This window comes from Micromonospora sp. NPDC048063 (genome assembly GCF_043202855.1).
Classification (GTDB): Bacteria; Actinomycetota; Actinomycetes; order Mycobacteriales; family Micromonosporaceae; genus Micromonospora.
In genome coordinates this window covers 511,604-528,842 of sequence record NZ_JBIDBG010000004.1, presented here as the reverse complement: position 1 = coordinate 528,842, position 17,239 = coordinate 511,604, and the positions used below count along the sequence as shown (strand labels likewise).

At 72.8% G+C, this 17,239-nt stretch carries 17 protein-coding genes, 1 tRNA gene and 1 pseudogene; 11 read left to right on the top strand and 8 right to left on the bottom strand.

Features of this window, described 5'->3' with window-relative positions; translation table 11 throughout:
* Positions 1-185 precede the first annotated feature (185 nt).
* The 6 genes from tmk to ACGFZ2_RS14225 all read left to right on the top strand — a co-directional run bounded on the left by tmk (position 186) and on the right by ACGFZ2_RS14225 (position 6,218).
* Positions 186-2,285, top strand: coding sequence for a dTMP kinase (gene tmk, locus ACGFZ2_RS14250; protein ID WP_393259170.1), 2,100 nt, complete (start codon positions 186-188; stop codon positions 2,283-2,285).
* A complete protein-coding gene (locus tag ACGFZ2_RS14245; RefSeq protein ID WP_393257579.1) occupies positions 2,285-3,574 on the top strand; it encodes a DNA polymerase III subunit delta' in 1,290 nt (429 codons plus the stop codon). The genes tmk and ACGFZ2_RS14245 overlap by 1 nt, the downstream gene beginning before the upstream one ends.
* A gap of 145 nt (positions 3,575-3,719) precedes the next feature.
* Entirely contained in the window at positions 3,720-4,049 is a 330-nt protein-coding gene (locus ACGFZ2_RS14240) for a YbaB/EbfC family nucleoid-associated protein (RefSeq protein ID WP_393257582.1), read from the top strand.
* 1 nt (position 4,050) lies between these two features.
* On the top strand, positions 4,051-4,356 hold the full coding sequence (locus tag ACGFZ2_RS14235) for a hypothetical protein (RefSeq protein ID WP_393257584.1): 306 nt from the start codon (positions 4,051-4,053) through the stop codon (positions 4,354-4,356).
* The gene (locus tag ACGFZ2_RS14230) at positions 4,356-5,042 is read left to right on the top strand and encodes a hypothetical protein (RefSeq protein ID WP_393257586.1); all 687 of its coding nucleotides are present in this window, start codon (positions 4,356-4,358) and stop codon (positions 5,040-5,042) included. The genes ACGFZ2_RS14235 and ACGFZ2_RS14230 overlap by 1 nt, the downstream gene beginning before the upstream one ends.
* 336 nt (positions 5,043-5,378) lie before the next feature.
* Positions 5,379-6,218, top strand: coding sequence for a stage 0 sporulation family protein (locus ACGFZ2_RS14225; RefSeq protein ID WP_393257589.1), 840 nt, complete (start codon positions 5,379-5,381; stop codon positions 6,216-6,218).
* A 151-nt stretch (positions 6,219-6,369) separates the two neighbouring features.
* Here the strand turns inward: ACGFZ2_RS14225 and ACGFZ2_RS14220 are convergent, their stop codons facing one another.
* Entirely contained in the window at positions 6,370-8,127 is a 1,758-nt protein-coding gene (locus ACGFZ2_RS14220) for a metallophosphoesterase family protein (protein ID WP_393453371.1), read from the bottom strand.
* Between the two features lie 139 nt (positions 8,128-8,266).
* On the opposite strand from ACGFZ2_RS14220, the gene ACGFZ2_RS14215 reads away from it, so the two are divergent.
* Positions 8,267-8,343 (top strand) — tRNA-Thr (locus ACGFZ2_RS14215).
* A gap of 67 nt (positions 8,344-8,410) precedes the next feature.
* Here the strand turns inward: ACGFZ2_RS14215 and ACGFZ2_RS14210 are convergent.
* Entirely contained in the window at positions 8,411-8,548 is a 138-nt protein-coding gene (locus tag ACGFZ2_RS14210) for a hypothetical protein (protein ID WP_393257725.1), read from the bottom strand.
* Between the two features lie 44 nt (positions 8,549-8,592).
* On the opposite strand from ACGFZ2_RS14210, the gene ACGFZ2_RS14205 reads away from it, so the two are divergent.
* Both ACGFZ2_RS14205 and ACGFZ2_RS14200 read left to right on the top strand, forming a co-directional pair.
* Positions 8,593-9,153, top strand: a complete 561-nt coding sequence (locus tag ACGFZ2_RS14205; protein ID WP_393257728.1) for a hypothetical protein — start codon at positions 8,593-8,595, stop codon at positions 9,151-9,153.
* 578 nt (positions 9,154-9,731) lie between these two features.
* Entirely contained in the window at positions 9,732-9,992 is a 261-nt protein-coding gene (locus tag ACGFZ2_RS14200; RefSeq protein ID WP_393257731.1) for a hypothetical protein, read from the top strand.
* Between the two features lie 221 nt (positions 9,993-10,213).
* Here the strand turns inward: ACGFZ2_RS14200 and ACGFZ2_RS14195 are convergent, their stop codons facing one another.
* Together ACGFZ2_RS14195 and ACGFZ2_RS14190 are read right to left on the bottom strand one after the other, a co-directional pair.
* Positions 10,214-11,212 (bottom strand): hypothetical protein, encoded by a 999-nt coding sequence (locus ACGFZ2_RS14195; RefSeq protein ID WP_393453688.1) that lies wholly within the window; start codon positions 11,210-11,212, stop codon positions 10,214-10,216.
* A gap of 135 nt (positions 11,213-11,347) precedes the next feature.
* Positions 11,348-11,983 carry a flavin reductase family protein gene (locus ACGFZ2_RS14190; protein WP_393453368.1) on the bottom strand — a complete coding sequence of 212 codons (636 nt, stop codon included), beginning with the start codon at positions 11,981-11,983 and terminating at the stop codon, positions 11,348-11,350.
* Positions 11,984-12,121: 138 nt separating this feature from the next.
* Here ACGFZ2_RS14190 and ACGFZ2_RS14185 point away from each other — a divergent pair, with 138 nt between their 5' ends.
* Both ACGFZ2_RS14185 and ACGFZ2_RS14180 read left to right on the top strand, forming a co-directional pair.
* Positions 12,122-12,667, top strand: coding sequence for a DUF4240 domain-containing protein (locus ACGFZ2_RS14185; protein ID WP_393453365.1), 546 nt, complete (start codon positions 12,122-12,124; stop codon positions 12,665-12,667).
* 385 nt (positions 12,668-13,052) lie between these two features.
* Entirely contained in the window at positions 13,053-13,457 is a 405-nt protein-coding gene (locus tag ACGFZ2_RS14180) for a VOC family protein (RefSeq protein WP_393257738.1), read from the top strand.
* Between the two features lie 443 nt (positions 13,458-13,900).
* On the opposite strand, the pseudogene ACGFZ2_RS14175 reads toward ACGFZ2_RS14180, so the two are convergent.
* The 4 genes and pseudogenes from ACGFZ2_RS14175 to ACGFZ2_RS14160 all read right to left on the bottom strand — a co-directional run.
* Positions 13,901-14,350 (bottom strand): annotated as a pseudogene (locus tag ACGFZ2_RS14175) (SRPBCC family protein); the annotation flags it as partial.
* Positions 14,351-14,574: 224 nt separating this feature from the next.
* On the bottom strand, positions 14,575-15,183 hold the full coding sequence (locus tag ACGFZ2_RS14170) for a hypothetical protein (protein WP_393257741.1): 609 nt from the start codon (positions 15,181-15,183) through the stop codon (positions 14,575-14,577).
* Between the two features lie 109 nt (positions 15,184-15,292).
* The gene (locus ACGFZ2_RS14165; RefSeq protein ID WP_393257744.1) at positions 15,293-16,582 is read right to left on the bottom strand and encodes an MFS transporter; all 1,290 of its coding nucleotides are present in this window, start codon (positions 16,580-16,582) and stop codon (positions 15,293-15,295) included.
* On the bottom strand, positions 16,579-17,187 hold the full coding sequence (locus ACGFZ2_RS14160; RefSeq protein ID WP_393257746.1) for a helix-turn-helix domain-containing protein: 609 nt from the start codon (positions 17,185-17,187) through the stop codon (positions 16,579-16,581). Before ACGFZ2_RS14160 ends, ACGFZ2_RS14165 begins: the two co-directional genes overlap by 4 nt.
* Positions 17,188-17,239: the final 52 nt, after the last annotated feature.

Here is a 17,239-nt window from a genome sequence, read left to right as displayed (position 1 = left end):
AGGTCCCCCACCGGGTCTAGAGTGTTCCACCGGGACTGCCCAGCGATGGGCCGGCACGTGGAGGTACGGCCATCGAAAGCCAGTTCAACGGCGAGTCGCCCGGCGTGTCGCCGTCATCGAACAAGCCCGGCGGCACCGCCGACCAGCCTGTTGCCGACCTGTCCGGCTACGCCGGCATCCGGTCGGTGCTGCGCATCACGCCGTTCCGCCGGCTCTGGATCGTGCTCGGCGCGGCGTCGTTCGGCGACTGGTTCGGCCTGCTCGCCACGTCGGTCTTCGCCGCCTCCCAGGTCGAGGGGAGCACCGCCCAGGGCGCCGCGTTCGGTGGCGTCATCGCCATCCGGCTGCTGCCGGCGCTGGTGCTCGGCCCGGTTGCCGGCGTGCTGGCCGACCGCTTCGACCGGCGCTGGACGATGGTCATCTGCGACATCCTGCGGTTCCTGCTCTTCGCCTCGATCCCGCTGGCCGCGCTGCTCGGCGCCCCCGGCGGGGCGGTGGTCGCCTGGGCGGCGATCGCCACCTTCCTGATCGAGTCGCTCACGCTGCTGTGGATCCCGGCCAAGGAGGCCGCGGTCCCCAACCTGATCCCGCGCGCCCGGTTGGAGGCCGCCAACCAGCTCACGCTGATCACCACGTACGGCCTCACGCCGGTCCTCGCCGCGCTGATCCTCGCCGCGCTCGACGGCATCGTGCGGGCGGCCACCGGGGGCTCGACGCCCAACTGGGCGGAGCCGGCCGATCTGGCGCTCTGGTTCAACGCGTTCTCCCGGCTGGCCACCGCGCTGGTGGTGGCGTACGGCATCAAGGAGATCAGCCAGGGGCAGGCCGCGGAGCGGAGCGGCGCGGAGCAGGGCATGCTGCGCCAGTTCAAGGAGGGCTGGCGCTACATCGGCCAGACCCCGCTGGTCCGCGGCCTGGTGCTCGGCATCTTCGGCGCGTTCGCCGGCGGCGGCATCGTGATCGGCACCGCCAAGTTCTTCGCCACCTCGCTCGGCGCCGGCGACGCCGCCTTCTACCTGCTCTTCGGCGCCATCTTCATCGGCCTCGCGCTCGGCATCGGGCTCGGCCCGATGATCGTCAAGGACATGTCCCGGCGGCGCTGGTTCGGCATGAGCATCGTGCTGGCCAGCGCGTCGGTGATGGCCCTGGCCTTCGCCATCCACCTGTCCATGGCGATGGTCGGCGCGGTCCTGGTCGGCGCGGGTGCCGGGATGGCGTTCCTCTCCGGCACCACCCTGCTCGGCGGGGAGATCGCCGACGAGGTGCGGGGCCGGGTCTTCGCGGTGGTGCAGATCGGCACCCGGCTGGTGCTGATCCTCGCGATCGGCCTCAGCAGCCTGCTCGCCGGCGTCGGCGGCTCGCGCCGGCTGGAACTGGCCGACCTGGGCGTCTCGATCTCGTCCACCCGACTGCTGCTGCTCGCCGCCGGTGCCGCCGGCATCTTCGCCGGGATCAGCGCGTTCGGGCAGATGGACGACAAGAAGGGCGTCCCCGTCCTGGCCGACCTCTGGGGCTCCGTCCGGGGTCGCCCGCTGATGCCCGCCGAATCGTTCGTCTCCGCCGGCCTCTTCGTGGTCTTCGAGGGCGGCGAGGGCGCCGGCAAGTCCACCCAGCTCGCCGCGCTCGCCGAGCGGCTGGGCGGGCAGGGGCGCGACGTGGTGGTCACCCGCGAGCCGGGCGCCACCGCCGTCGGCGAGCGGATCCGGTCGCTGCTGCTCGGCGCGCCCGGGTCCGACGTACCGTCGCCGCGCGCCGAGGCGCTGCTCTACGCCGCCGACCGGGCGCACCACGTGGCCACCGTCGTCCGGCCGGCGCTCGTCCGCGGCGCGGTGGTGATCAGCGACCGGTACGTCGACTCGTCCCTGGCGTACCAGGGGGCGGGGCGGACGCTCCCCGTCGACGAGGTCTCCTGGCTGTCCTCCTGGGCCACCGGCGGGCTCAAGCCCGACCTCGTGGTGCTGCTCGACGTCGACCCGCACACCGGCCTGTCCCGGGTGGCGTCCCGCGCCGAGGCGGCCGACCACGTGGAGGCCGAGTCGGTCGCCTTCCACGAGCGGGTCCGGTACGCCTTCCTCGACCTCGCCGCCGCCGACCCGAAGCGCTACCTGGTGCTCGACGCGTCCCGCCCGGTCGAGGAGATCGCCGAGCAGGTGGCCCGGCGGGTCGAGGAGATGCTGGGCGCCCCCGGCGGCATCGTGCACCCGCGCCCCGCCCAGGGGCCGGACACCTCGGTGCAGCCGGAGTTATCCGAATCGGAGCTGGTGACGATGGAGCATCGGACCTGATGCCGGACGTCTTCGCCGACCTGGTCGGGCAGGACGAGGCGGTCGACACGCTGCGCCGCGCCGCCGCCTCGGCGGCGGCCGTGCTGCGCGCCGCCGTCGTCCCGCCCACGACCGCCGCCGCCGGGGACGAGTTCGACGCGCTCGCCGAGGAGGCCGAGGGCACGGGTGCCGGGGGCGCGGGGGCGGGTGCCGCCGTCGATCCCGGGGCGGGGATGACGCACGCCTGGATCTTCACCGGGCCGCCCGGGTCGGGCCGGTCGGTGGCGGCCCGGGCCTTCGCCGCCGCCCTGCAGTGCGCGTACGGCACCGGCTGCGGCCAGTGCCCCGGCTGCCACACCACCATGGCCGGCACGCACGCCGACGTCCGGCTGGTGGTGCCGGAGGGGCTCTCCATCGGCGTCAACGAGATGCGGGCGCTGGTGCTGCGCGCCGCCAGCACCCCGTCGGGCGGGCGGTGGCAGGTGGTGATCATCGAGGACGCGGACCGGCTCACGGAGGCCGCCGGCAACGCGCTGCTCAAGGCCATCGAGGAGCCACCGCCGCGTACGGTCTTCCTGCTCTGTGCCCCGTCCACCCACCCGGACGACATCTCGGTGACCATCCGGTCGCGCTGTCGGGTCGTACCGCTGCGGCAGCCGGCGGCCGAGGCGGTGGCCGAGGTGTTGGCCCGCCGGGACGGCGTGGCGCCCGACGTGGCGCAGTGGGCGGCGGCGGCCGCGCAGGGGCACGTGGGCCGGGCCCGCCGCCTGGCCCGCGACCCGGAGGCGCGCACCCGCCGGGAGGCGGTGCTCGCGGTGCCGCGCCGGCTGACCGGCGTGGGGGCCGCGTTCGACGCGGCGTCGGCGCTCATCGAGGCGGCGGAGGCGGAGGCGGCGGCGTCGGTGGCGGAGACCGACGCGACCGAGCGGGCGGCGCTGGAGACGGCACTCGGTGCCGGCGGCACCGGGCGGGGCGCGGCCGGCGCGATCCGGGGCGCCGCCGGCCAGCTCAAGGACCTGGAGAAGCGGCAGAAGTCGCGGGCCACCCGGGCGCAGCGGGACGCGCTCGACCGCGCCCTGGTCGACCTGGCCGGCTTCTACCGGGACGCGCTCACCATGGCGCTGCGCGCCCCTGTGGCGCCGGTGCACACCGACACCGCCGCGCTGGCCGGGGCGGGCGCGCAGAAGTGGGACGCCGAGGGGGCGCTGCGCCGCTTGGAGGCGGTGCTGGAGTGCCGGGCGGCGATCGAGGCGAACGTCAAGCCCCGGATCGCCGTCGAGGCGATGATGCTCGCGCTCTGGAAGGGCTGACCCGCCCCGTTCCGCGCGGGCCGGATTCCGCCGGCCGCATCGGTTGTCCACAGGCATCGACAGCCGCAATTGCTGTGCGGTACGGTCCGGTGTGCCGTGACGGTGGCGGCACGCTCAGTGATGGCTGTCCGGGAGGAGTCCGCCGATGTCGCGGGGGGAGATCGACGAGGCCTGGATCGAGGAGGCGGTGCGGCGTTACCGCCGGATCGAGTCCCTCCAGGCCGAGTTCGAACGGGCGGTGGCGACCGTCGAGGTCACCGTCCGGTCGCCCGACGGGCTGGTCGAGGTGGTGGTCACCGCCGGCGGGCGGATCACCGACGTCCGGTTCCTCGGCCCGCTGCACACCCGCAGCCCCCGGGACGTCGCCGGCTCGGTGCAGGCCGCGGTCACCGCGGCGGCGGATGCCGCCCAGTGGGCCCGGGAGAAGCTGCACAACGAGACCTTCGCCGCCTACCGTCCGCTGGCGGGAGCCTGACATGGACACCCTGCACGCCCTCGCCGCCCGGCTCGACCAGGCGAGCGAGACCATGACGGCCGTGTCCCGCACGGTCACCGCCGGCGACCCGCCGCAGGCCGCGTTCGGCGTCGACGCCCCCGGCCGGCCCGGCGAGATCGGGCGGGCCCTGCACCGGCAGTGGATCGCGGCCACCGGCGACCGGGCCCGGGAGGCGCACGCCGTGGCGCAGCGGCTGGCGGCCGCGGCGGCGGCGGTGCGGGCCGCCGCCGACCACTACGCCGACGCCGACCGCGCCGCCCGCCACCGGCTGACCGGGGAGGCGTGATGGACACGCTGGACCGGCTCGCCGAGCCCGGGCTCGACCTGCTGGGCCGGGTCGACACGCTGCTCGCCGCCGGGGCGCCCGAGGGCCACCGCGTCTGGCCGCTGCTGCGCCGCATGCAGGTGCTCCCCGGCGAGGCGGTCCGGAACTTCCTCGACCTGCACCCGGCGCCGCTGGCGGGCGCCGGCCACGCGGCGCGCCGGCTCGTCCGGGGCTACGACGCCGCCTCCGCCGCGCTGGCCGATCCGGTGCTCTGGTCCGGTCCGGCAGCGTCGGCCTACGGGCAGTCCCGGGCGGCCCTGCTGCGCCATCTCGACGAGGGGCCGGAGAGCCTGGTCGGGCGGCTGGAGTCGACCGCCGGTTACGCCGACGCGCTCGCCGACTGGGTGGAGGGCAGCCGGCTGGCGCTGGCCCGGGCGCTGGCCGACGTGCTGCGCTCCGCCGAGGCGGTGGCCGTGGTCGCGGCGACCTCGGTGCCGGGCGGCGGACCGGTGCACCAGGGGCCGGCCGGGCCGGGCGGGACCGAGGCCGCCGAGATCGCCGCGCGGGTGTTGGCGGTGCTCTGCGTCGCGTACGACGGGGCGGAGACGTTGCTGCGCCAGTGGGGGCCGAGCCTGGCCGAGTCCCGCTGGTGGGAGCCGGTGACCGACCGTCCCCGCTACGACGCCCCCACCCGGGTCGGCTGGTAGTTCCCGACCGCCCCCGTCCGGGTGGCGCGCCCGGCGTTTCCGTGACGGACCCCGGCACGGCGCACGGCGTCGCGCCCAGGGCCCGGTCCGCCGGGCTCCGGCGGCGACGCCGTGGCCTTTCCCCCTGCACCCCCCGCAGGTCTGCCTCCACTCAACGCCTCCGGTGCTCGTTTGTCCCGTACGGGGCAGCGGAATCAACCGTCCGGGCGAGGGGGGACGGCACGACGGGGTGGCCTGCGGATCGGTCGATTCGACCACTGTGGATCGCTGCACGGCGTAGTCGGGCGGCGACGGCCGGCCCGGCCGCAGCCGCCCGGCCGTCGTAGGGTGAGAGGCATGGGCATGCTCTGCGCGGTCAGCTTCCAGCGGTACGGGCGCCTCTACTACCTCGACCCGGGCGAGCTGCGCCCGCAGGTCGGCGACAAGGTGCTGGTGCCGACCGACGACGGGCCCGAGGTGGCCGAGTGTGTCTGGGCCGCGCAGTGGGTCTCCGAGGACACGGCGGGCTTCCCCCGGCTGGCCGGGCTGGCGCAGGACGAGGACCTGCGCCGCGACGAGGCGGTGCGCCGGCGCAAGGCCGAGGCGAAGGTCGCGGCGAAGCGGCTGATCCGGGAGCACGGCCTGCCGATGAAGGTGGTGGCGGTCGACCACGTGCTCGGCTCCGGCGAGGGGAGCGGCGAGCGGAGCACCATCTACTTCACCGCCCCGCACCGGGTGGACTTCCGCTCGCTGGTCCGCGACCTGGGGGCCACCCTGCACTGCCGGGTCGAGCTGCGCCAGCTCTCCGCCCGGGACTCGGCGCGGGTGCAGGGCGGCATCGGCTCCTGCGGCCGCGACCTCTGCTGCGCCACCTTCCTCACCGACTTCGAACCGGTGACCATCCGGATGGCCAAGGAGCAGGACCTGCCGCTCAACCCGCTGCGAATCTCCGGCGCGTGCGGTCGGCTGATGTGCTGCCTCAAGTACGAGCATCCTCTTTACCAGCGGTTCCAGGAATCCGCCCCGGCGATCGGCGCGCGGGTGTCGACGCCGGAGGGCGACGGCCGGGTGGTCGGCCACAGCGTCCCGCGCGACTCCGTCACGGTCCGCCTGGACGCCGACGGCTCCCGCTGCTCCTGCTCCCGCGCCTCGGTCTGCGGCCCCCGCCAGGCCCACGACCAGCACTACAACCCCTAACCCCCGCCCCGCCCCCCGCCCCCGCCCCCTCTCCCCGTGCGCCCCGCTCGGTTGATCATGAAGTTGTTGCCACCCCAGCGGCGTGTCGCGGCAACAACTTCATGATCAACGAGGCCGGCGGCCGGCGGCGTGGGTCGCCCGGGCGGGGTGGTCAGGTGAGGGTGGTGGGGGGTTCGGCCAGGCGGGGGTGGAGGGGGTGCTTCGGCGCCAGCCAGGAGGACTCGGGGGACTGGTCGGGGTTGACCTGCCAGTGGCGGGCGACGCGGTCGACCGCGATCGGATAGATCGTCAGCGTGCCGTCGGGGTCGATGCGCAGCCGCAGGAACGCCTTCGCGTCCTCGATGCCCTGGCCGGCGAAGAGCTCGTTGACGTTCACCCCGAACGCGCCCGCCACCAGCAGGTACGCGGCCACGAGCTGGCTCGCCACCAGCCCGCTCACCGGACCGTAGACCACCGCCGCGGCGACGGCCGGCAGCGGCCACGGCCAGTCGTAGAGAGGCAGGGCCAGCCAGGCCCAGGTGCCGGCGGCGGCCAGCCCGACGTGGGCCAGGCCGTGACCCACGCCGAGGAGCCAGTGCCGCGCGTGCCGCTTCCCGCCGGAGCTGGGCGGCTTGGCGAAGAACGCCGCGGCGAGCACCGTGACGACCAGCATCGCCACCAGCGGCACGCTGAACAGTCGCTGCTCGGTGCCGGTCCGGTTGCTCACGACGCCGGCCATCGCCAGCATCAGCAGCGTGTGCAGGGTGCCGAGCAGGGTGGTGAAGCCCGGATTGCGCAGCGGCAGCCGGGGAAAGATCCCCCAGCCGTACCGCCGGGAGCGGGCGGCGTCCGGAAAGCGGCCGGCCAGGTCGTACGGGCGGGAGGTGCTGGCCCGCCGGGCGAGGGTGTCACGCGGGGGCACCTCGATCCGCTCCGGGAGCTTGTGCGTCGGGTAGAGGTACGCACCCCCGCCGCCGCAGGTGATCAACTGCCGGTCCGGGCCGGCGTACCGGGCGTAGTGGTGCAGGTCGCCGGAGATCAGCAGCCGCACCTGCGCCCCGGTGGGCGCGATGATCGTGCGGATGAAGTAGTCGATCGAGTCGTACGCCGTGGGGTGGTCGACGGCCTTGACCCAGGTCGGCGCGGGCACGGTCAGGATCACCCGGCTCTGCGGGCCCAGCCGCTCGGCGACCTTGTCGAAGTAGGTGAGCTGCGGGTCGTCCAGGTACGAGCCGGACTGGTCGTCGAGGCCGAGCAGCCACCAGTCGGCGGGCAGCTCGACGGCGAAGTACGAGCGGGACTGGCCGGTGTCCCAGCCGCCGAAGTGCCGGTCCCGGGACCGGACGAACAGCCGCAGGAAGGCGGTCAGCCCGTCGTACCAGTCGTGGTTGCCGGGGACCGCGAAGAGCGTCGGCCGCTCCGGCGGGCTGACGGGCAGGGCAGCCTGGTAGGGCCCCTTGCACCGGTCCTCGTACGCCTCGTACGCCGCCGACGGGTAGACCTGGTCGCCGCCCATCACCAGGGTCTGCGCCCGGGGCAGCCGGTGCCCGTCCACCTCCAGCTCGCGCTGGGCGATCAGGTAGGCCACCGAGTAGGTGGCGTTGAAGCCGTCGCCCAGGTCGGCCACGTAGTCCAGCCAGAGCCCGCCGTCCGGCCCGACCTGGCGGAAGACCCCGTCACCGAACGCGTTCTGCAGCTCCCGCTTGTCCAGGTACGCCCCGAAGAGCATCGCCAGCAGCGTACGGATGCCGGTGCTGATCAGCAGGAAGGGCGCGAGCCACGGCACCGGCTTGCGCGGGGTGAAGCCCAGCTCGTGCGGATCCGTGCTGCGCGGTCGGCGCGCCGCCCGCCCGCCGGCCGCCTCGCTCGCATGCGGGCTCGCCGCCGCGCCGTCCTGCGGGTCGTCGTCGGGGGAACGATCGTCCGTCACCCGCCGCAGCGTAGTCCGGACCCGCCGCCATCGCTGTCCGGGGAACGACGGATCGGCCCCGGATGTCCGGGTCGGGCGGGGCGGGTGGGGGATCCCGCTCGGCCGGGCGGCCGGTCGTGCCGTACACTTGACGATCGTTGCCGCCTTAGCTCAGTCGGCTAGAGCGACGCACTCGTAATGCGTAGGTCGACGGTTCGATTCCGTCAGGCGGCTCCAGCGAGGCGAAGGCCCCGTGACCAGGCGAAACGCCAAGGTCGCGGGGCCTTCGTCAGGTCCGGGGAAGTCAGGCCGAGGGCCCCTGGGTTGCGCTGTTGGGTTGCAGTAGCGCCGCGAGGTTGCCCTCCATCAGCGCCGACACCGCCCGGTCGAGCGCCTCGCGCTGGGTCGCCAGATGCCCGGCGCGGTCGAGGGCGTGCAGCACAACTGGCGGAGGAGCGCCGTACTTGGCCCCGCTAGCATTGAGGCATGAGTAGCGACCCTTCCTCGCTGCCCGAATCCCACGACGACGGCCCTCATACCCAACCTCCGGTGAGCATGGACGAATTGATGGACTTGCTCGCCGAGTTCAGATCAGCAAGCGACTCGGCCGACCGCGATCCCGAAGTCGCCCAATTGGGTGGCGGCGACGTAGTCACCGTCGAGATGCTCGCCACGGCAATGGTGTGGATCAGCGGTGCCGTTGGTGCCGGCATGCTGGGCAACTCAGCCTACGACGCGTTCAAGGTCGCCATCTCACGCCTACTTCACCGCGACCCCGGCGGCGAAGCCAAGCCCCTCAGCCAAGCCCAAGCAGTAGAGATCGCGCGAAAAGCTCTGCAAGACCGAGTCACCCAAGCCGAGGTGGTCGACTTTCCAGACGTTGCCACCATGCGAGTCGCAGAGTGGTCCCTGTCGGACTCAGGATGGTCGATCACGCTTCAGAGAGGCGGCATCGACGCCCAGGTGGAGATTCCAACCGACGTCGCCGGCAAGGATGGCGTCTACGTGAAGGTCAGGGTTGCTGAGACCAGGCTCCGAAAGCGGTAAGAGCACCTTCGTCCAGAAGTCTGCCTGTTAGCCGCGGACGGTCCGCATCCCGTGCCGCGGTCGCCTCGTCCAGCCGGTTGGTGACCGCGTCCAAGTCGTCACCGGACAGCCCCGCGTACACGTCAAGGCGGCCCGCAAGCGGGCCGGGCCGACCTGCTGGCGACCTCCCGGCCGGCATCGGTCAGCCCGGCCGGCGATGCTGGGCAGGTTTCCGAGCGGTTGCGGTCCGGTGAGGGAGAGTGATGCGCGGTTCGAGGCTCGGATGAGCACGTGGCATCGGCCGATCATCCAAAAGCAAGCCGAGCCGATCAGTCGGCTACCGCCGTCTGCTTGGTCAGGCCGATCACGGAGTGTCACGAGTAGCGTGATGCCTGAACGACGCCGACCGATGCCCCGAAATTGTGTACGGGGCGGTAGTCGTAAGGAAGGTGAGTTGGATCATGAAAAGACGAGTGTCGGCACTGTTGGCAGGTGTCGTATTCCTCGTTGCGGTCCTGGTTTACCCCACTCCTGCCTCAGCCGCTGTCTCGCAGATCGAGCTTGCTCCGACAGCACAAGTCAGCTCCCAAGGGGTCTTCGTGACCGTCTCGGTCACCTATCAGTGCACCCCCTCCGAACCCGCCAACATCGAGGTCTACGTCGCGCAGGCCAGAGGGACTCAACTCGTGGAGGGCTTCGGCTTCCTCTTCAGCGTCTGCAGTTCTTTCACGCAGACATCGCAGATTCTCGTGCAGTCGCGAAGCGGTTCGCCGTACCACCCGGGCCTGGCCGTGGCCACAGCTTCGGATTTCGACGGCGGTGCTTTCACTGGTCCGGTGGAGATCCGCCTCGTCCGTTGATCGCCGGTTCCCACACTTCCCGCGCTTGAATTTCAGTCGACGGCGGCCTCCCGACCAGAATCGGGAGGCCGCACGCTGTGTGCAGGAGCGGTGGGGGCAAACACGTCCTGGGCGGCACCGCGCGACGGTGCAGAAGTCCCGTCAACGAGCGGCTTCGCCGCTTCTTCAGGCCGCCGCCGATCAGGTGGCGGAGCGACCAGCCGAAGCCGGTCAGCCGCATCTCACGTGCGTGACGTCGGTGCCTGCCGGCAGAGCCGGCGGTACTCGGCCGTCACCACCGCGAGCAGGAAGAGGTCCACGCAGAGCGCGGAGAGCGCCCCGAACTGATCGACGGTGAAGCTGAAGATCTGCCCGAACAGCAGGTCCACGAGCAGCGCGAGTTTGAACAGTCGGAAGGCTCGAACCCGGTCGTGCGGTAGCAGCAACGCCCCGCGGATGCCGAACACCGCGGTGATCAGCGCGGAGACCGAGACCCCGACCACCGCCCGCCACTCCCGCTGGTCGGGCAACAGGCCGGTGACCGCGTCCTGCACGACCGTGAGCACGACGACGAACGGCTCGCCCACCAGGTAGAGCACCACCAGCGACACCACCCACCGGTGGGTGGTCACCCAGATCACCGCCCGGCGGGCCCGGCTGAGCCAGGGCTGCCAGAACCGGGTGCCGGGCGGCTCACGCCGGGGTACGGCGTCCAACAGCTTCGCCACCGCCTCCTCGACGTCCGGGCCGCAGCCGTCGACCTGACGCATGACCGCTGTGCGACGCCGATCGGTGAGCCCCGTGCGGAGCCCGCCGACGACCGTGTACAGCGCGTTGGCCGTCCGCTCCGGGCCGGAAAGCCTGGTCCGCCCGCGGATCGCCTGGGTGATCACGACCAGCAGGGCGAAGGCGCCGTAGATGATGCCGGCGGCCGGGGCGTAGAAGTAGTCGGTTCCGGCCGTGACGAACTTGCCCACCTCGTCGATGAAGAGCCCGAACCCTGTCCCGCCCAGGATCGCGCCCAGGATGCGCGGGGCGCTGCCGAGGAAGACCAGCGCGACACCCAGGGCGGCGGTCATCAGCAGCCCGCCCCAGAGCACGTGCGCGATGTGGAGCCCGCCGCCGCCGAGCCGCGGAAAGCCGGCCGCCTGGAGGAAGGCCCGCGTCACCAGCACCGTCATCACCCCGGAGAGCACGAACGCCTGCAGGTACGACGGTGCCTCCAGCACCCGCGGCGGCATCGACCATCGGGACGGACGGGCGGGCATGGTCCCGACGCTAGTGGCGGCGGCCGTCACCCCGCGCCGGTTCCGCCTGAATGAGAGGCGGCCCCGGCCACGAGCGCGGGGCGGGCGGATCGTCAACGCCGTCGGCGGTCACACCGCGGGCGTCTCGGAGCGGAAGCTGTGACCGAGTTGGTCGCCGAGGCCGAAGTAGTGGCGGAAGTTGTAGATCAGCGGGTTCCAGGACTTCGGGTCGACGTGGTCGGTTCCCGGCACGACGATGCGGGCGTCGGCGTGCACGGCCAGGACGTGGGCCTCGACGATCAGGAAGTCGCCGCCCGCGTCGGCGCGGACGTGCGCGGCGCGGGCCTCCAGTTGCAGCGGGCAGTCGGCCACCCGGGGTGGTCGCACGTGTTGCGATGGCTGCGGGCGCAGCCCGGCGGCCTCGAACTTCGCCGGTTCGTGGCGGAAGCGGTCACGCTTCTGGACCGGTACCGGGTGCCGGCCGGTCAGCGGGGCGAGGCGTTCGACGGCTTCCCACTGGTGCGCGGCGGGAAAGTTGATCACCATCTCGGGGCGCGAGGCGAGGTTGGCGGCGCTCTGGCCCTCGCAACCGAGTCCGAGCACCACGACGTGGCCGAGAGCCCACGCCGAGGAGATGGGTGCGAGGTTCGGGCTGGCGTCGTCGTTCTCGGTGCTCAGCAGCACCACCGGGGTCCCGAAGTACAGGACCTTCGGGCTGATCGTCAGATGCTCGGTGGCGGCGAGAGAGCTGGTCGTCGTCGTCATGGTCGCCGACGGTACGGGCGTGACACTTCGGTACCCACCGAAGCGATCGACCGGCGGCCGGAGCTTCGCCGGCGTCCTCGATCTGCGGTGTCGTCTCGGCGGGGCGAGGTTGTCGGTCGCGGTCGCTACGCTCCCGCCGTGACTGATCCTGCCAGTGGTATCGCCAAGCTGCCCAGCGCCGACGACGAGGCCCGGTTCTGGGCTCTCGTCGAGGCCGCCTGGGAGCGGCTGGGTGCCGAGCCCGCCGCGCTCCGCCGGGCGCTCCTGACCCGCGACCCGGGAGCCGACGACGATGGTGACAGCGTCTACGCCATCGACGCGTGGCTCAACCCGTTCCTCGACAACCTCCGCCAGCTCTCGGCGGATCTGTCCAGCCAGGAGCTGACCGATCTCGACCGGGTGGTCGAGCGCAAGCTGCACGACATCGACCGGGCGGACGTCCACGAGGTGACCGACGGGTCCGACGACGGCTTCCTCTACGCCCGGGGTCACATCGTCGCGCTCGGGCGCGAGTTCTACGAGGCGGTGAACGCCGACCCCGCCGTGGCCGTGCCGGACGGCACGTGCGAGAGCATGTGCTACTTCTTCGCCCACCTGCACAACAAGCGGTTCGGCGGGTGGCCGGACACCGGCTCCGGCATCTCGCGGGAGTCTTGCACGAACGCGGCGGGCTGGCGCGAGTGACCGAGGGGGCCGGTCGCGCCGCGATCCCGGTGACCTGCGGGAATACTGTCGTGATGCACAGTGGTCCGGTCCGACGTCGACCCTTCCCAGGCCGGGCGCTTCATGGCCCCGACGGGGACGGCCCGCCAGGTGCAGGCCGAGGCCCCGGCCGTGGTCGAGCGCAGTCCCCACCGCGTCGGGGAGGTCGACGGTCTCGCGCCCACCGGGGCGCGTCGGTGAGCCAGTTGACCAGCGCGGTCTGTCGGGTGGTCGACGGGCTGATCGTGGAGTACTGGATCCAGATCGACCGGTACGGCCTCCGGGCGCAACTGGGGCGGTGAGTTTCCGCGCCCGTCGGCGTCCACCCTGACGACTCACGTCGTCCGTCAACCTCTGGAGGCAGCTCATGCAGTACGCACCGGTCGTCGTCAGCCTGCCGATCGCTGACCGCCCGACCTCGTACCGCTTCTATTCCGAAGGGCTCGGCCTGGACGCCATCGGGGAGCTCGCGGAGGACGGCATCCCCGAGCCGTTGCAGTTCGCGCTCAACGACGGTCTCCGGGTCATGCTGGTGCCGGCTGGCGGCTTCGGCTGGGTCATCGGCCGTCACGAGGTCGCCCGGCGCGGGCAGAGCGAGTGCGTCCTCAGCCTGTCGGCGACGACGTCGGCCGAAGCGGCCCAGCTCGTCGAGCGGGCCCGGGCCGCCGGCGCGGAGGTGGTCGTCGAGCCGGGCCAGCAGCCGTGGGGCTACGCGGGTGCCTTCGCCGATCCGGACGGCCACCTGTGGATGGTGTCCGCGGAGACGGCCTGACGCCGCCCGCGAAAGGGACAGCGCGCCACCCGGCCGTCCCAGCATCCCCCGCAGGGCCGGCGCGGACAGGGCGGCGGGCGGCCGGGCCGCGGGGGCCGGGATGGGCACGAGCGACGGCCCAGGTCACGGGGACCTGGGCCGGTCGCTGGCGCTCCTGGGCGTACGGGAAAGGTTCAGAGCGTGCGGTGCGGGTAGCCGGCGGCCCCGGCATCCGGCACCACCTCGACCTCGGGCACCACGTACCCCGCGTCGGTCCCCGTGGCCGGACGGCCGTCCTCGTCGGTGTCGGAGCGGCGCTTCGCGGCCGCGGCGGCCCCGGCCGCCGCCGCCCAGGCCGCTGCGGCGCCCGCGGCCACGGCCTTGCCGGACACCCCGGCCTTGCCGCTGTCGCCGCGCGTGCCCGCGGCGTGCTCGACGCCCGGCGTGCCGACCCCGAGACCGCCGTCGACCGTGCCGCGCCAGGCCCCGGTCTCCACGCCGCGCTCCTCGATGTACGACTTGAACTTCCGCAGGTCGGACTCGGCCTGCCGCTCGACGAGGTTCAGCTTGTCGCCGGCCTTCTCGATCATGCCCTCGGGCTCGTACTCCAGGTGCAGCCGGACCATGGTGCGGTCGGGGCCGACGGGCTGGAAGTAGACCGCCCCCGCGTTGGTCGCGCCCTCGGTGGCCGCCCACGCCACCTTCTGGTCGGGCACCTGCTCCAGCACCGTCGCGTCCCACTCGCGCTTGACGCCCGCGATCTCGGCGACCCAGTGCATCCGTCGGTCGTCGAGCTGGCGCACCTCGCGGACGCCCCCCATGAACTGGGGGAACTCCTCGAACTGCGTCCACTGGTTGTACGCGGTACTGACCGGAACCTGCACTTCGATGGACTTCTCGACCTTCGTGGTCACGGGTGATCCTCCTCGTTGGTCGAACTGCTCTCGTCGGAGGGGAGAGCCGTCCCTCGTCCGTGTGAACTCCTACCCCCGGTGATGACGCTCAATCGCCGGACCTGGCGGAACACCACATCGGACAGCGCGCCCGATGTCGGCGAGCCGGGCGAGGACGTGCCGTCGACACGCGGCGGCCGGGCCGGCGGGATGCCGACCCGGGCCTGCCGTCCGGTACGAGGGGCTCAGCCGTCCTCGCGGTCCGGGCTGTCCAGCCGGAAGAAGTTGCTTTGCCGCCCGTCGGCGCGTTCCTCCTGGTAGATGAAGTTCAACCGGCGCTTGTCGAAGGCCTCGAACCACTCCTCCCAGCTGATCTCACGCAGCCGGTCCTCGCGGCCGTTGGCGGGGAAGTCGAAGCGCAGCACGCCCGCGTGGCCGTCGTGGTCGGTGCCGTCGACGGTGCACGGCACGCCCTTGCGGGCCTCGGCCCACTGCCGGATGACCTCGTGGTCGGTGGTGACCAGGCTGCGACCCGGCCGCTCCGGCTCGTCGTCCACCGAGTCGATGACCTGCGAGTACCTGACCGACGTGGAGGTCTGCGCGCCGGTCCGGATGCCGCCGGACGAGGAGCCGGAGGAGTCCGAGGCGTCCCGGAGGCTCGTGACCAGGGCCTCGACCAGATCGTCCTTCTTCATGTCGGCGGTGTCGGTGACCCCGCGCCGACGCAGTCGGTCGCGCAGGTCGTCGACCTTCATCCGGGCGATCTCGCTCTCGTTGATGTCCGGGGTGTTCGGCGTCTGGTTGCCCGGGGGGTTCTTGGTCGCGGTCGACCCCGAGCTGCTTCGCGTGGGCATGGGAGGTCCGTCCTTCCTTCGACCCGTGTCCAGAGAATGGCGCCGTGTGACGCGCCGGGCCGTCCCCGATAGCAGTACCCTCGGCGGCCACCTCAAACGTCCGGCCCCGTCAGTCGGCCTGTTCCGGCAGGTCACGGAGGTGGCGGACCGGCGAGAAGAACACCCAGAGCACCCCGGCGAGGGCGCCCGCCGTCGCGATCCACAGTGCCGGCCGTACGCCGAGGGTGCTGCCGAGCGCGCCGCCGAGCAGCGCGCCGATCGGCCGGATGCCGTAGTTGATGGTGCGCCGAGCCCCGGCCACCCGGGCCAGCAGCGTCTGCGGGGTCAGCGCCGTCTGCACCGAGCCGGTCGTGATGTCGAGCAGCATCACCCCGACCGCGGCGAGGAACTCCGCGGCGAAGAGCATCCCGACGACCAGCGGTGTCGGCCCGCCGGCGAGCGGAATGAGCAGCATGGGGGCAGGGAAGAGGACGAACCCGGCCAGCAGCGTCAGCCCGACGCCGAAGCGGCGGACCAGCGGGCCGGTCAGCGCCGCGCCGATCAGGCCACCCACCGCGCCCGCGCCCAGCACCGCGCCCAGCAGGCCGGGCGAGAGGCCGAGTTCCTGCGTGGCGTAGAGCACGAACAGCGCGGCCAGCATGAAGTTGAACAGGTTGAGCGTGGTGGTGCCGAGCAGGATCGCGCGTATCATCGGTGTCCGCGCGATGAAGCCCAGCCCACCGCCGAGGGCCAGGCCGCCGCGGGCGGGCGCCGGCTCCGTCGGCTGGATCCGCATCAGGAAGTACGCGGACACGACGTACGACAGGGCGTCGGCGATCAGGGCGATCGGCGCGGTGAGCACCTGCACGAGGACCCCGCCGATGCTTGGCCCGGCCACGTGGGACATCGCCCGGCTGCCGTTGACCAGGGTGTTCGCCTCGACGTAGTCGGGTCGGGCCACGATGGAGACGAAGAGCGGCCCCCGGGCGACCTCGAAGAGCACGGCGAGCGTGCCGACCGCGAAGGCCACCACGTAGAGCTGGGTCAGGGTGAGCACGCCCAGCAGGTAGGCGACCGGCACGGCGGTGAGCAGCAGCGCCCGGCCGAGGTCGGTGAGGATCATGAGTCGGCGCTTGTGCGGGTACCGGTCCACCCAGGCGCCGGCGAGCAGCGAGAAGAGCAGGTTCGGGACGAGCGCGGCGGCGGTCAGGTAGCCCATCTCGGCGGGCGTGGCCTGGAACACCAGCACGGCCAGCAGCGGCAGGGCCAGAGCGGAGATCTCGTCGCCGAAGTACGACACGGTCTGCGCCGACCAGTACCGGCGAAACACCCTGTCGCGCAGCAGCCGGGGCAGCGGACCGCGTCGGGACGGGCTGCCGGGCGGGGCGGTGACCGGGGTGGCGGTCGCCTCGGCGCTCATCGCGCACCGCCCTGCTCGCCGGCGGAGGCTCCGGCCGGCGGCGGATCGGTGAGGACGGCCAGGTGCATGAGGCTGACCTTCCGGCTGCCGGCCGGACGTTTCGTCGGGTCGGTGATCCGGTCGTCGTACTCCGCGAGCAGGGCTTCGATCCGCGCGGTCAGCTCGGCCATCTCGTCGGGGGTGACGTGCACAGGCCGGTCGCTGAACCCCGTGACCGCCCGCCATTCCGTCGGCTCGTCGGCCCGTCGGCTCAGGAACTCCTCGGCGCGGCGGGTGTAGAGGGCGAGCTGGACGGCGTTCAGCTCGTCGACGGCCGCGCGCGTCTGGGGGTCGTCGGAGGCGTCGTCCCAAAAGGTGTTGAGGGCGGTGGCCCGCCATGGCCGTTCCCGGGCGTCGGTGCCCGGCGCCCGCTCGGCCAGCCCGTACTTGGCGAGCTGTCGCAGGTGGAACGAGCAGTTCGGCACGCTCTCGCCGAGGCGCTCGGCGGCCTGGGTGGCGGTCAACGGGCCCTGCTGCCGCAGCAGCCCGATCAGGGCCATCCGCAGCGGGTGCGCGTAGCCGCGCAGGGCCTTGGGGTCGGAGAGCTTCACCTCGGGTAGGGACATACCCTAAAGCTATCTTTATAAAGATGTCTTTAGCAATGGCGGAGGCGAGGCG